This is a genomic window from Variovorax sp. LARHSF232, from assembly GCF_052871435.1.
Window position 1 is genome coordinate 235,006 of the sequence record NZ_JBIXJS010000006.1, and the last position, 13,306, is coordinate 248,311.

Below are 13,306 nucleotides of genomic sequence, written 5' to 3' on the forward strand. Positions count from 1 at the left end.
GCTCGTTCGCTCACTCCTCGTCGCGCTGCTTGTGCTGCCCCATCAGGTTCTGCTGCACCGTCGGCGGCACCGCTTCGTAGTGCGACAGCTCCATGGTGTAGCGCCCCTGGCCGCTGGTCAGGGCGTTCAGGCGCGACTGGTAGCCCGACAGCTCCGACAGCGGCACCTGGCCGCGGATCACGCCGCTGCCGGCCGCGCCACTGCTGGTGCCGCTGACCATGCCGCGCCGGCTCGACAGGTCGCCGGTGATGTCGCCGATCGCCTGCTCGGGCGCCTCGATGTCGATGCGCACCACCGGCTCCAACACGATCGGCCGCGCCGCCTGGATCGCCGCGACAAAGGCCTTGCGGCCGGCAGTGGCGAAGGCGATGTCCTTGCTGTCCACGCTGTGGTGCTTGCCGTCGTACACGATCACGCGCACGTCCACCACCGGGTAGCCGGCGATGGCGCCGTGCTCCAGCACCTCGCGCACGCCCTTCTCGACCGCCGGGATGTACTGGCCCGGGATGGCGCCGCCGCGCACCTGGTCGACAAACTCGAAGCCGGCCCCGCGCGCCAGCGGCTCGATGCGCAGGAACACCTCGCCGAACTGGCCGGCACCGCCGGTCTGTTTCTTGTGGCGGCAGTGGCCCTCGGCCGGCGCCGTCACCGTCTCGCGGTAGGCGATGCGCGGCGGCCGGGTATTGACCTCGAACTTGTAGACCTCGCGCAGCCGCTCCAGCAACACGCGCAGGTGCAGCTCGCCCAGGCCGTAGACGATGGTCTCGTTGGTGGCCACCGCATGCTCCAGTCGCAGGCAGGGGTCTTCGTCGACCAGCTTGCCCAATATCTCCCACATGCGCTGCTCGTCGCCGTGGCGCTTGGGCTCGATCGCCAGGCCATGCACCGGCACGGGGAAGTTGAGCGGCGCCAGGTGCACGTGCTCGTCCTCGCCGGCGTCGTGCAGCACCGCGTCGAAATCCAGCTCGTCCACCTTGGCCACCGCCGCGATGTCGCCCGGCAGCACGCGCGCCACCGGCACATGGTCCTTGCCCTGCAGCATGAAGAGGGTGCCCACCTTGAAGGGCTTGCGGCTGCTGCCGATGCACAACTGGCTGTCGCGCTGCAAGGTGCCCTGGTGCACCCGGAAGATGCCCAGCTTGCCCACGTAGGGATCGACCGTCACCTTGAACACATGGGCCAGCACGTGTTTGGACGGGTCCGGCGCCACCGTCATCGGGCGCGCGGCCTCGCCTTCGCCCAGCAGGAACTGGGGCGGGTTGGCCTCGGTGGGGTCGGGCAGCAGCTTGACGATCACGTCCAGCAGTTCGGCCAGGCCGGCACCGGAACGCGTCGAGACGAAGCACACCGGAACCAGGTGCGCCTCGCGCAGCGCCTGCTCCAGCGGCGCATGCAGTTCGGCCGGGTCGACGTCGCCCTCGTTGAGATAGCGGTCGACGAAACCCGCATCGACCTCCACCACCTGCTCGACCAGCGCGCGGTGCGCCGCATCCACGGGGCCGAGGTCGGAGTCGCCTTCGCGGTTGAAGAAGCAATCCACCACGCGCGTACCGCCGTCTGCCGGCAGGTTGAGCGGCAGGCATTCGCGGCCGAAGGCCGCCTGGATCTCGCCCAGCAGGTTGGCCAGCGACACGCCCTGCGCGTCGATCTTGTTGACGATGACCAGCCGGGCCAGTCGGCGCGTGGCCGCGTACTCCATCATGCGCACGGCCATCGGTTCGATGCCGTTGGCGGCGTTGATCACCACCGCCGCGGTCTCCACCGCTTCCAGCGCGGGCAGGCTCTGGCCCAGGAAGTCGGCGCTGCCGGGCGTGTCGATGAAGTGGATGCGCGTGCCGGCGTGCGTCAGATGCATCACCGCCGCATTGAGCGAATGCTGCATTCGCCTTTCGATGGGATCGTGATCGCTCACGGTGCTGCCGCGCTCCACGCTGCCCACGGCGCCGATGGCGCCCGCGCTCTGCAGCAGCGCTTCGGCAAGCGTGGTTTTGCCGGAGGCGGAGGCGCCAACAAGCGCCAGGGTACGCACCTTCTCCATATCGGCCGCGGGGCCGTTCGATCGGCTTGGCATGGGCGTCTCCTTTCGCCCGGGAAAGGGAAGGCGGGCCGGGCGGCCTGACTATCGTACCCACTGTTGGCGCCCGCGCGGCCATCTTTAGGCGCTGCTTGCGCCTACGCAGTCTTAAGGGCATTCGCTATTTCGAGACGCACCCGCCACCCGATAAGATCGCGCCAGTTTCATTTGTAACGGAGACATCATGAAGAAGCTGCTTACCCTCGCGGCCATCGCGGCCGCCACGTTTGGCGCCCAGGCGCAGAATTTCCCGGACGGGAAGCCGATCACCATCGTGGTGCCCTTTGCCGCCGGCGGCCCGACCGACCGCGTGGCGCGCGACTTGGCCGAAGCCCTGCGCAAGCCCCTGGACGGCGTGAGCGTCGTCGTTGACAACGCCGCCGGCGCCGGCGCCACCATCGGCATCGCCAAGGTGGCGCGCGCCAAGCCCGACGGCTACACCCTGCTGGTGACGCACGTGGCCATGGCCACCACCCCGGTGCTCTACCGCAAGCTGACCTACAACGTCGAGACCGACTTCGAGTACCTGGGCATGATCAACGACGTGCCCATGACCATCATCGGCAAGCCCACGCTGGAAGCCAACAACTTCAAGGAACTGCGCGACTGGATCGGCAAGAACGCCGGCAAGGTCAACCTGGGCAACGCCGGCATCGGCTCGGCCTCGCATCTGTGCGGCCTCCTGTTCCAGAGCGAGCTCAAGGCCGAAATGACCACCGTGCCTTACAAGGGCACGGCGCCGGCCATCGCCGACCTGATCGGCGGCCAGATCGACCTCTTGTGCGACCAGACCACCAACACCACGAGCCAGATCGAGGCCAAGAAGGTCAAGCCCTACGCCGTGACCACGCTCAAGCGCCTGACGACGCCGGCGCTGAAGGACATCCCGACCCTGGACGAGTCGGGCCTGAAGGGCTTCCAGGTCACCATCTGGCACGGCCTGTACGCGCCCAAGGGCACGCCGGCGCCGGTGCTCAAGAAGATCAACGACGCGCTCAAGGTGGCGCTGAAGGATCCGGACTTCATCAAGAAGGAAGAAGGCCTGGGTGCGGTGGTGGCCAACGACAAGCGGCTCGAGCCGGCCGAACACAAGAAGTTCGTGCAGGGCGAAATCGCCCGCTTCGGCCCCGTCATCAAGGCGGCCGGCCAGTACGCCGACTGATCGCGCCTTTTTTCAATCAAGCCGCCGAGGCCTTTTGGGTCCGGCGGCTTTTTTGCGCCTGCTGCGCGCGCCGCGCGCTGGCGCCGGGGTGCATGGGACGCAGGTACTCGTGCAGCACGAAGGCCGCCGCGCCCACCGCCGGCGCCAGCGCGCCGTAGCGGGCGGCGCGCAGTTGCGGCGCCGGCATGCCGGCAGCGTCGGCGAAATTTTCCACAGCGTCCAGCGCCTGCTCCAGCAGTTGGGGGTGGGCGGCGCAGCTGTCGCCGCCCACCACGATCACGCGCGGATTGAAGGTCACCCACAAGTTCTGCAAGAGCACGCCCAACAAGGCCGCGGCCCGGCCCAGGTCGGCGCCAGGGCGGCCCAGCACGTGCGAGCCGAAGAAAGCCTCGGCGCAGCCGCGCCGCCCGCAGGAACAGCGTGGGCCGTCCACCTGCAGGATGGTGTGGCCGATCTCGCCGGCCATGCCCTGCGCGCCGACGAAGAGGCGATCGTTCAGCACGATGCCAGCGCCCACGCCGACGTCGCAGTTGACGAAGATCAGCGGGTCTTCGCTCTCGCCACCGGGCGCGAACTCGTACTCGCCCAGGGCCGCGGCATCGGCCTCGTTCTGCAGCTGGATCGGCACCGGTGGCACGCCGGCCGCCGCCAGCGCTTCGGTGAGCAGCGGCAGCAGATCCACATTGCGCCAGCCAAGGTTCGGCGCGAAGCGCACCAGCCCGCTGGCATCGTCCACCGCGCCCGGCACGCCGACCCCGATGCCAGCCAGCGCCAGCCCGCGCGGCGCCAGGCGCGCATGGGCCTGCGCCACCAGGGCCGCGGCCTGCCGGCAAGCGGCGGCCGGCTGGCTGTCGGCCAGCGGCTCGCTGGCCGAATGGAGCAGCTCGCCCTGCAAGGAGACAGCGGCCACGCGCACCACTTCCACCGCGATCTCGATGCCGACCAGCGCGCGCACGCCGACGTTGATGACCAGCGGCGTGGAAGGCCGGCCCAGGCCGTCGCCCGGCACGGGGGCGCCCGATTCGGAAAGCCAGCCGTCGTCCAGCAGTTCGCGCACCAAGAGGCTCACGGTGGATTTGGTGAGCCCGCTTTCCTGCGCCAGCCGGGCCCGCGACAGCCCGGGGCGCGATCGCAGCAAGCGCAGCAGCACGCTGCGGTTGATGCGCTTGACCAGTTGCTGGTCGCCGGTGGTGGTCATCGGAAAAATGCGTTCATCATCCGCTGGCGCGAATCGTCTCGGGCTTGCCCTCGGGCCGCTTGCCCGCAATGATCATTCCCAGCACCTCGTCCTCGGTCACGTCGGCGGTGCGGTAGGTGCCGACCAGCTTGCCGGTCTTCATCACCGCCAGCCGGTCGGACAGGCCGAACACGTCGGGCATGTCGTGCGTGATGAGGAAGATGCCGACGCCGTCGGCCTTGAGCTGCTTGACCAGGTCGCCCACCATCGCCGTTTCTTCCGGGCCCAGCGCCGCGCAGGGTTCGTCCATGATCAGGATGCGGGCGTTGAAGTACAGCGCCCGCGAGATCGCCACCACCTGCCGCTGCCCGCCCGACAGGCGCCGCACCGGCACGCGGATGTTGGTGAAGTTCTTGTTCAGGCGCTGGAACACCTTTCGCGCCTGCACTTCCATGAAATGGTCGTCCAGGGTGCGCCAGGGTGTCATCTTCTCGCGGCCGAGGAAGAGGTTGGCCACCGAGTCGAGGTTGTCGGCCAGGGCGAGGGTCTGGTAGATGGTCTCGATGCCCTGGGCCTGGGCCTCGGCGGGCGTGCGGATGTGCACCTTCTCGCCGGCGATCACGGTGTCGCCGGCGTCGATGGGATAGGCGCCGGCCAGCATCTTCATCAAGGTGGACTTGCCGGCGCCGTTGTGACCCAGCAAGGCCACCACCTCGCCCGCATGCAGGTTGACGGACACGCCGTCCACCGCCTTGATGCCGCCGAAGGACTTGTGGATGTCGCGCAGTTCGACAAGAGGTGTCGTCATGTCAGTTCTCTCCAAACTTGCGCCGGTACAAGACATCGAACACCACCGCTGCGATCAGCACCTGGCCGATGATCACCATGCGCTGGCCGATCGGCACGTCCAAGAGCAGCATGCCGCTGTCCAGCGACTGCATGATCAGGGCGCCCAGCACCGAGCCGAAGATGGAGCCGCTGCCGCCCGCCAGCGCGGTGCCGCCGATCACCGCCGCGGCGATCACGTACAGCTCCATGCCGCTGCCCAGCGAATTGGTGCCGGCGTTCAGCCGCGCAATCGACACGATGGCGGCCACCGTGACCAGCACCGCCAGCAGCGCGAACAAGAGCAAAGTGACGCGCTTGACCGGAATGCCCACCAGCGCCGCCGCATCCGGGTTGCCGCCCATGGCGAACACATAGCGGCCGAAGCGCGTGCGGTGCACCAGGAAGGAAAGAACGATGGCCACCACGGCCCAGATCAGCACCGGGATCGGCAGCCCCTGCGCCTCCTCCTTGGAGGGAATGCGGTAGTTGTTCATCACGGCGGCAAAGGCGAAGACCACCACGATCGGCACCGCCACCAGGAAGAGCTCGAGCCATAGCGGCTCGATCGGCATGCCGTGGCGCTGGCGCGCGCGGCGCCGCTGCAGCATGCGCGCCACCAGTACCACGGCGACCAGCGCGGCCAGCAGCCAGGTCCAGGTGGTGCCGATGCCGCCGTCGTAGCCGCCGCCCAGGCGCTGGAAGAACTCGTCGTTCACCGGCTGCGTCTTGCCGTCGGCCACCAGGAAGGCGGCGCCGCGAAAGGACATCAGGCCGCCCAGCGTGACCACGAAGGACGGCACGCCCAGGCTCGCCGTCAGCCAGCCCTGGTAGATCGACACCAAGAGCGCCACCGCCAGCCCGGCCAGGCAGGCCGCCGGCCAGGACCAGCCCGAGGTGTACTGCAGGTAGGCGATCAGCACGCCGATGAAGCCCATCACCGAGCCCACCGACAGGTCGATGTGGCGCGCCACGATGACCAGCACCATCACGGTGGAAACGATGCCCACCACCGCCGTCTGCTGCGCCACGTTGTAGAGGTTCTCGGGCGAGAGGAACACGCCTCCCGAGAGGATGTGGAAGCTGATGCCCAGCACCGCCAGCAGCGCGCACATCAGCAAGAGGCGCAGGTCGATGCCGACCCGCCGCCACATCGGCAAGGTTTGATTCATTCGAGTGGACTCCCTGCTCGCCGTGGGCGAGCTCTACTTGCAGGCGGAGGGGGCCTTGTCGGCGGCCACGCCCTTGCACAGCTCGGCCTTCTTGATCCATCCGGCCTGCACCACCGTGTCGAGGTTGTCCTTGGTGATCGGCACGGGCTTCAGCAGGCGGGAGCTGAGCGAGATCTTCTTTTCGCCGCCGGCCCAGGGCGCGGCGTTCTCCACCGGCTTTCCGGCGGCCAGCGCCACGGCGGCACTGGCGGCTTCCTTGCCCAGTTCGCGCGAATCCTTCCACACCGACACGGTCTGCGTGCCGAGCGCCACCCGGTTCAGCGCGGCGAAGTCGGCGTCCTGCCCCGACACCGGGATGCCGCGGATGCCCTTGGCCGAGAGCGCCGCCACCACGCCGCCGGCGGTGCCGTCGTTGGCCGCCACCACGGCGTCGACCTTGTTGGCGTTCTTGGTGAGGATCTGCTCCATGTTCTTTTGCGCCACCTCGGGCTTCCAGCCGTCGGTGTACTCGTCGCCGACGATCTTGATGTCGCCCTTCTTCACCGCCGCGTCCACCACCTCCTGCGCGCCGGCGCGCAGGAAATTGGCATTGGGGTCGGTCGGCGAGCCCTTGATGAACACGTAGTTGCCCTTGGGGGCCAGCTTGAACACCTCGCGCGCCTGCATGCGGCCGACCTCGACGTTGTCGAAGGTGATGTAGAAGACGCCGGGCGCCTCGATCAGCCGGTCATACGCCACCACCGGCACCTTCTGCCGCGTGGCCTTGGTCACGGCCGGCAGGATGGCGTCCTTGTCCATGGCCAGCACGATCAGCGCCTTCGCGCCCTTGGACATGAGGCCGTCGATGTCGGCCAGCTGCTTCTCGGGCGAGCCGCCGGCGTCGGCGCTGATGTACTTGGCGCCCAGCTTCTCGAGCTGGGCCTTGATCGCCGCCTCATCCGTCTTCCAGCGCTCTTCCTGGAAGTTGGACCAGCTCACGCCGACCACGGTCTGCGCGGATGCGCCCAGCGCGGTGAGGCCGATGGCCAGCGCGGACAGGGTGTGAGAGAGCTTCATGGTGCGGGTCTCCTGGGATCTGGTTGGTTCTGGCCCCGAGTTAGTTCGGGGATCGAACTATGTCCCGGCCGCCCGCCCGTCGGCCTAGGGACTATCCCTCTGACACCTTGAACTTCACCAGCCCCACACCGCGGAACCGGCTTCGCCGGGCCGCAGGTGAGGTCCCCTCCTCGGGAGGTGGCGAATTACACGCAGCAAAGCGAAGTGAAAAGCCGGGAGGCTCTCACTTCGGCCGGATGGCATCGGCTGTGCCCTGGATGAAGGCCTTGATCTTCTCCACGTCCTCAGCCGTCAGCTTGCCCGTGAAGTCGGGCATGCCACGCTCCATGGCCGCGCCCTTGAAGAGCGACTTGTCCAGGTTCTCGATGAAGGCGGCGTTCATGTAGCCCAGGTTCGGGATGTTGCCGCCGCGGTCCACGCCCGGCACGCCATGGCAGAAGACGCAGTTGCTCACGTACAGCAGCGTGCCTTCCTGCACCTTGGCCGGGTCGTACTTCACGCCTTGCAGCAACTTGTCCATGCGGTACTGCACGAACTCGGGCGCGGGCGCCTTGCCGCCGACGACGAAGGTGTAGACCGTGCCCGGCCCCTGCCGTTCGGTGGCGCGCATGGCCAGGCCGTAGACGCCGCCCCAGCCCACGGCGATCGACAGGTACTGCTTGCCGTCCACCATGTAGGTGGCGGGCGCCGCCACCACGCCAGTGCCGGTGGCGCTCTCCCACAGCTTGTCGCCGCTCTTGGCGTTGTAGGCCACCAGGCGGCCGTCGGCCGTGCCCTGGAACACCAGGTTGCCGGCCGTGGTGAGCGTGCCGCCGTTCCAGGGCGAGACGTGCTCCACCGCCCACGCCTGCTTCTGCGCCACCGGGTCCCAGGCGATCAGGCGGCCGAAGGGCTTGCTCTTGGGTGGCTCGGCGTTGATGAACATGGCGGTGTTCCAGCCCAGCGCCGCATGCGGGCGGGCCGGCGCGTTCTCGTTGAACTTCCAGTCCTTGTCGTCCATCAGGTTGGCCGGGATGTTCTGCGCCGGCAAGTAGGCCAGGCCGGTCTGCGGATTGAAGGACATCGAATGCCAGTTGTGCGCGCCGAAGGGGCCGGGGATGCTGTCGCCGGGCTTGGTGCCCTCGCGCGCCGCCGCCACCTCGATCGGGCGGCCGTTCGTGTCATAGCCCGTGGCCCAGTTCACGTCGACGAAATTCTTCGCCGAGATGAATTTGCCGTTGCTGCGGTCGATGACGAAGAAGAAGCCGTTCTTCGGCGCATGCAGGATCACCTTGCGCGGCTTGCCGCCGATCTTCAGGTCGGCCAGGATCATCGGCTGCGTCGAGGTGTAGTCCCAGTTGTCGCCCGGTGTCTCCTGGTAGTGCCAGACGTACTTGCCGGTGTCGGGGTTGAGCGCGACGATGGACGCGAGGTACAGGTTGTCGCCTCCCTTCGGGCTGCGCTTGCTGCGCGCCCAGGGTGAGCCGTTGCCGGTGCCGACGTACAAGAGATTGAGCTCGGGGTCGAAGGCCAGCGTGTCCCAGGCGGTGCCGCCGCCGCCCGCCTCCCAGTACTTGCCGCTGGGGTCCCAGGTCTTGGCGGCCTTGGCCATCGATGCGTCCTCGAAAGGCTTGGAAGGATCGCCCGGCACGGTGAACCAGCGCCACTTCTGCTCGCCGGTGGCGGCGTCATAGGCGGTGATGTAGCCGCGCACGCCGTACTCGGCGCCGCCGTTGCCGATGATCACCTTGCCCTTGTAGACGCGCGGCGCGCCGGTGATGGTGTAGGCCCACTTGTGGTCGATGATGGTGTCCTTCTCCCATGCCACCTGGCCGGTGGCGGCGTCGAGCGCGATCAGGCGTCCGTCGTAGGCGCCGACGTAGACCTTCCCCTGGTAGAGCGCCACGCCGCGGTTGACCACGTCGCAGCAGCCCTTGAAGCCCTTGGACTTGTCGACCTTGGGGTCGTAGCTCCAGATCTTCTTGCCGGTGCGCACATCGATGGCGTGCACCACGCTCCAGGAGCCGGTGACGTACATGATCCCGTCCACCACCAGTGGCGTGGCCTCCACCCCGCGCGTCGACTCCAGGTTGTAGGACCAGGCCAGGCCCAGTTCCTTCACGTTGCCGGTGTTGATCTGGTCCAGCCTGGAAAAGCGCGTCTCGGCGTAGTCCAGGCCGTAGCTTGGCCAATCCGGCGTCCTGGCGCTGTTGGCCTTGATGAAAGTGCCGTCGACCTTCGCGGTGACAGCCTTGATATGTTCGGCAGTGCCCTTGTTGCCCTGGGCGGCTACGGGCGCCGCGGCCAGGCACAGCAAGGCACCGAGCGCGAGCGCGGTTGGGAGCGTGTTCATCGTGCTGTCTCCTGTGTCGTTGTGCATGAAGAATGGTTTGCCCGTCCCCTTTGTTCACCCTCGGGATTTCCCTAGCGCGCGACTGTTCCATTGCGGAACAGATTCGACGGCCCCACGAGCGGAGACCTCGCCATGTCCTTGCCCTCGAAGCCCGGCACCGCCGGCGCCTTGCGTGAGCTGTTCTTTTCGCGCACGCGCGCCGAGCGCGTGGCGCTGGCGCGGCAGCAGTTCTTCGAAGAAGGCGTGCGACCCTCGGGGCTGGTGGGCGAAGCGGTGCTGCAGTCGTGGATGCGCTGCGCCCGCGCGCACGGCGACCGGCAGCGCGTGGTGGCTTTCGATCCCGTCACGTCCAGCCGGCTGCACGCCACCTTGAACCGCAACCGCGAACTGCTCGAAGCGGCGCGCGCCGAGTTGCAAAGCATGGAAAGCTCGCTCGCCGGCACCGACTCGCGCGTGCTGCTGACCGATGCGCAGGGCGTGATCGTGCACGCCACCCACAACCCGATGGCGGCGCAGCAGCCCATCCTTTGCAAGACAGCGCGCATCGGCGTGAACATCGCCGAAGGCGTGGTCGGCACCACCGCGCCGGGCATCGTGGCCAGCACGGGGCAGGCGGTCACGGTCGATGGGGCCGAGCACTACTTCGAGATCCTGCGCGAGATGCGCTGCGCCGCGGCGCCGATCCGCGACGTGCATGGGCGGCTGGCCGCCGTGCTGGACATCACCGTGGAGTCGCGCCAGTTCGGCTTCGACGCGGCCGAGGTGGTGGCGCTTTATGCCACCAGCATCGAAAACCGCCTGCTGCAGGCGCAATCGCCCGACCAACTGCTGCTGCGCTTCCAGGCCAGCCCCGCCCTGCTGGGCACGCCGCTGGAGGCGCTGGCCGGCGTTGCGGCCAACGGCCAGGTGCAATGGCTCAACGCGGCGGGCGCACGCCTGATCGGGCCCCTGCCGGAAGCCGGCGCGCGCGACGTGCAGCAGTTGTTCGGCCTGAGTCTTGCCGCACTGCTGCGCATGACCGGGCACGAGGCCGCGCGGCCGGTGCGCCTGGCCAGTGGCCTGGGCGTCTGGCTACGGGCCCGGCTGCAGGCGCGGGACGGCCTCGATTTCCGGCATGCCGTCGCAATCGGCGCCGCAGTGGAGGACACGGCGAAACCGCTCGCCGATGCCAAGTCCCCCATCGAGCCCGCCGCCGCAGACTTCGCAACTGCCGCGGACGGCAGCCTGCAGGGCCACAGCCGCAAGCTGATCGAAGAGACGCTGGCCGCGCACGGCGGCAACATTGCGCAGGCCGCGCGCCAGCTGCAAGTGTCGCGCGGCACCTTGTACCGGCGCCTCAAGCGCTGGCAGCAGGACGAGCTGCAGCCCTAAGTTCGCAGCGGCCGGCCGCTGGCCGGGTTAGCCCTCACATACCTGGATGGTCACGATCGATACGATTTCTGGCGAAGCGCAGCCATGATGCGCGCTGGAACCAAGATGGACCCAAGGCTTTCTACTCATTCAACACCGGGGCAGCCACTCGCGCTGTACCTCATGATGCTGCGCATCCGCGCCTTTGAAAACGCGGCAGAAGCCGCCAGCCAGGGCGGCGTGAGCGCCTATGGCCAGCAGGCGGGCGCCAGCGCCAAGGTGCGCGGGCCGCTGCACCTGTCGACCGGCCAGGAGGCGGTGCCGGCCGGCGTCTGCGCCCACCTGCGCGCCAGCGACTACCTCACCTCCACCCACCGCGGCCACGGCCATACGCTGGCCAAGGGCGCCGACCTCACCCGCATGATGTGCGAGTTGTTCGGCAAGGCCACCGGCTTCAACGGCGGCAAGGGCGGCTCCATGCACATTGCCGATTTCTCGGTCGGCATGCTGGGCGCCAATGGCGTGGTGGCCGCCGGCCTGCCGATCGCGGTGGGCGCGGCGCATGCGCAGAAGATCCAGCAGCGCGATGCGATCACCGCCTGCTTCTTCGGCGACGGCGCGATCAACCGTGGCCCATTCCTGGAAGCGCTCAACTGGGCCCGCGTGTACCAGCTGCCGGTGCTCTTCGTCTGCGAAGACAACCGCTGGAGCGCCACCACCGCCAGTGGCCCGATGACGGCCGGAGACGGTGCGTCGGTGCGGGCGCAGGCGCTGGACATCGCCGCCGTGCAGGTCGACGGCAACGACGTGTTCGCGGTGCACGCGGCAGCGGCCGGGCTGGTGGCGCAGGTGCGGGGTGGCCAAGGCCCGCGCCTGCTGCACGCCCTGACCTACCGCGTGAAGGGCCATGTATCGGTGGACGTGGCAGCCTACCGCGATGTGCGCGAGCTGGAGGCGGCGCTGGATACCGATCCGATCGCCCGCGCCCGCGCGCGCCTGCTGCAGGACGGCACGCCGGCATCGACGCTGGATGCCATCGAGTCCGAAGCGCAGGCCGAGGTCGAGGCCGCGCTGGCGGTGGCCGATGCGGCGCCTTGGCCGCAGCCGGCGGATGCCTTCAGAGATGTGCAGGACACGGGGGCCGGCCAATGGACCTGACGATGCAGCAGCCGGGCGCCGGCCGCTTCGCCTTCGGCGAGGTCAAGGACATGAGCTACGCGCAGGCGGCGCAGCTGGCCATCCTGCGCGAGATGGAAGTCGATTCGCGCGTGGTCGTGCTCGGCGAGGACGTCGGCCGCGGCGGCATCTTCGGCCAGTATCAGGGCCTGCAGGCGCGCTTTGGCGCCCAGCGCGTGATCGACACGCCGATCAGCGAGGCCGCGATCATGGGCGCCGGCGTCGGCATGGCGCTGGCCGGCCTGCGCCCGGTGGTCGAGATGCGGGTGGTCGACTTTGCCCTGTGCGGCATGGACGAGCTGGTGAACCAGGCGGCAAAGAACCGCTTCATGTTCGGCGGCCAGGGCCGTGTGCCGCTGGTGGCGCGCATGCCGGGCGGCATCTGGGATGCGTCGGCGGCGCAGCATTCGCAGTCGCTGGAGGCCTGGTTCGCGCATCTGCCGGGGCTGGTGGTGGTCTGCCCGTCGACCCCGCAGGACAACTTCAGCCTGCTGCGCGCGGCCATGCGCTGCGGCGACCCGGTGGCCTACATCGAGCACAAGACCTTGTGGGGACTGCGCGGCGAGGTCGATGCCGGCGAGACGGCGCGCCTCGGCCAGGCACGGCGCCTGCGCGCAGGCGACGCCCTCACGCTGGTGAGCTGGAGCCGGCAGGTGCACGTCTGCCGGCAGGCTTGCGAGACGCTGGCGGCAGAGGGCATCGCGGTCGACCTGATCGACCTGCGCACGCTGTGGCCCTGGGACCGCGAGATGGTGCTGCAGTCGTGCGCGCGCACCGGCCGCCTGCTGGTGGTGCACGAAGCGGTGCAGACGGCCGGCTTCGGCGCCGAGATTGCCGCCACGGCCGCCGAGGCCACCGGCTGCAAGGTGGCTCGGCTGGGCGCGCCGCGCATCCCGGTGGGCTATTCGCCGGTGCTGGAGGCGCAGTCGCGAATCGACGCGCCGCGGATCGCTGACGCAGTCCGCCGCCTGCTGGGTTGATG

At 68.7% G+C, this 13,306-nt stretch carries 10 protein-coding genes; 4 read left to right on the plus strand and 6 right to left on the minus strand.

Features of this window, described 5'->3' with window-relative positions:
* Positions 1-10: 10 nt before the first annotated feature.
* Positions 11-2,071, minus strand: a complete 2,061-nt coding sequence (gene fusA / locus ACIPRI_RS17225; RefSeq protein ID WP_446622687.1) for an elongation factor G — start codon at positions 2,069-2,071, stop codon at positions 11-13.
* A 187-nt stretch (positions 2,072-2,258) separates the two neighbouring features.
* On the opposite strand from fusA, the gene ACIPRI_RS17230 reads away from it, so the two are divergent.
* Positions 2,259-3,236, plus strand: a complete 978-nt coding sequence (locus ACIPRI_RS17230; protein WP_446622688.1) for a tripartite tricarboxylate transporter substrate-binding protein — start codon at positions 2,259-2,261, stop codon at positions 3,234-3,236.
* Between the two features lie 16 nt (positions 3,237-3,252).
* Here ACIPRI_RS17230 and ACIPRI_RS17235 read toward each other — a convergent pair whose 3' ends face one another.
* The 5 genes from ACIPRI_RS17235 to ACIPRI_RS17255 all read right to left on the minus strand — a co-directional run bounded on the left by ACIPRI_RS17235 (position 3,253) and on the right by ACIPRI_RS17255 (position 9,798).
* On the minus strand, positions 3,253-4,434 hold the full coding sequence (locus ACIPRI_RS17235) for an ROK family transcriptional regulator (RefSeq protein WP_446622689.1): 1,182 nt from the start codon (positions 4,432-4,434) through the stop codon (positions 3,253-3,255).
* Positions 4,435-4,450: 16 nt separating this feature from the next.
* The gene (locus ACIPRI_RS17240) at positions 4,451-5,221 is read right to left on the minus strand and encodes an ATP-binding cassette domain-containing protein (RefSeq protein ID WP_446622690.1); all 771 of its coding nucleotides are present in this window, start codon (positions 5,219-5,221) and stop codon (positions 4,451-4,453) included.
* A 1-nt stretch (position 5,222) separates the two neighbouring features.
* Positions 5,223-6,410, minus strand: a complete 1,188-nt coding sequence (locus ACIPRI_RS17245) for a sugar ABC transporter permease (RefSeq protein WP_446622691.1) — start codon at positions 6,408-6,410, stop codon at positions 5,223-5,225.
* A gap of 33 nt (positions 6,411-6,443) precedes the next feature.
* Positions 6,444-7,466, minus strand: a complete 1,023-nt coding sequence (gene xylF, locus ACIPRI_RS17250) for a D-xylose ABC transporter substrate-binding protein (RefSeq protein WP_446622692.1) — start codon at positions 7,464-7,466, stop codon at positions 6,444-6,446.
* 223 nt (positions 7,467-7,689) lie between these two features.
* The gene (locus ACIPRI_RS17255) at positions 7,690-9,798 is read right to left on the minus strand and encodes a PQQ-dependent dehydrogenase, methanol/ethanol family (protein ID WP_446622693.1); all 2,109 of its coding nucleotides are present in this window, start codon (positions 9,796-9,798) and stop codon (positions 7,690-7,692) included.
* A gap of 132 nt (positions 9,799-9,930) precedes the next feature.
* Between ACIPRI_RS17255 and ACIPRI_RS17260 the strand changes: the two genes are divergently transcribed.
* From ACIPRI_RS17260 to ACIPRI_RS17270, 3 genes are all read left to right on the plus strand, one after another.
* Positions 9,931-11,169, plus strand: coding sequence for a helix-turn-helix domain-containing protein (locus ACIPRI_RS17260; RefSeq protein ID WP_446622694.1), 1,239 nt, complete (start codon positions 9,931-9,933; stop codon positions 11,167-11,169).
* 165 nt (positions 11,170-11,334) lie between these two features.
* Positions 11,335-12,306: a thiamine pyrophosphate-dependent dehydrogenase E1 component subunit alpha gene (locus ACIPRI_RS17265; RefSeq protein WP_446622782.1), complete on the plus strand. Its 972-nt coding sequence runs from the start codon at positions 11,335-11,337 to the stop codon at positions 12,304-12,306.
* Complete coding sequence (locus ACIPRI_RS17270; RefSeq protein WP_446622695.1) at positions 12,297-13,304, plus strand: alpha-ketoacid dehydrogenase subunit beta; 1,008 nt, start codon at positions 12,297-12,299, stop codon at positions 13,302-13,304. Before ACIPRI_RS17265 ends, ACIPRI_RS17270 begins: the two co-directional genes overlap by 10 nt.
* Positions 13,305-13,306 lie beyond the last annotated feature (2 nt).

Excerpts from the sequence above, each read along its gene's own strand:
- ACIPRI_RS17245 (WP_446622691.1), bottom strand. The coding sequence starts at position 6,410 with ATGAATCAAACCTTGCCGATGTGGCGGCGGGTCGGCATCGACCTGCGC.
- ACIPRI_RS17265 (WP_446622782.1), top strand. The coding sequence starts at position 11,335 with ATGCTGCGCATCCGCGCCTTTGAAAACGCGGCAGAAGCCGCCAGCCAG.
- ACIPRI_RS17270 (WP_446622695.1), top strand. The coding sequence starts at position 12,297 with ATGGACCTGACGATGCAGCAGCCGGGCGCCGGCCGCTTCGCCTTCGGC.
- xylF (WP_446622692.1), bottom strand. The coding sequence starts at position 7,466 with ATGAAGCTCTCTCACACCCTGTCCGCGCTGGCCATCGGCCTCACCGCG.
- ACIPRI_RS17255 (WP_446622693.1), bottom strand. The coding sequence starts at position 9,798 with ATGAACACGCTCCCAACCGCGCTCGCGCTCGGTGCCTTGCTGTGCCTG.
- fusA (WP_446622687.1), bottom strand. The coding sequence starts at position 2,071 with ATGCCAAGCCGATCGAACGGCCCCGCGGCCGATATGGAGAAGGTGCGT.
- ACIPRI_RS17235 (WP_446622689.1), bottom strand. The coding sequence starts at position 4,434 with ATGACCACCACCGGCGACCAGCAACTGGTCAAGCGCATCAACCGCAGC.
- ACIPRI_RS17260 (WP_446622694.1), top strand. The coding sequence starts at position 9,931 with ATGTCCTTGCCCTCGAAGCCCGGCACCGCCGGCGCCTTGCGTGAGCTG.
- ACIPRI_RS17240 (WP_446622690.1), bottom strand. The coding sequence starts at position 5,221 with ATGACGACACCTCTTGTCGAACTGCGCGACATCCACAAGTCCTTCGGC.
- ACIPRI_RS17230 (WP_446622688.1), top strand. The coding sequence starts at position 2,259 with ATGAAGAAGCTGCTTACCCTCGCGGCCATCGCGGCCGCCACGTTTGGC.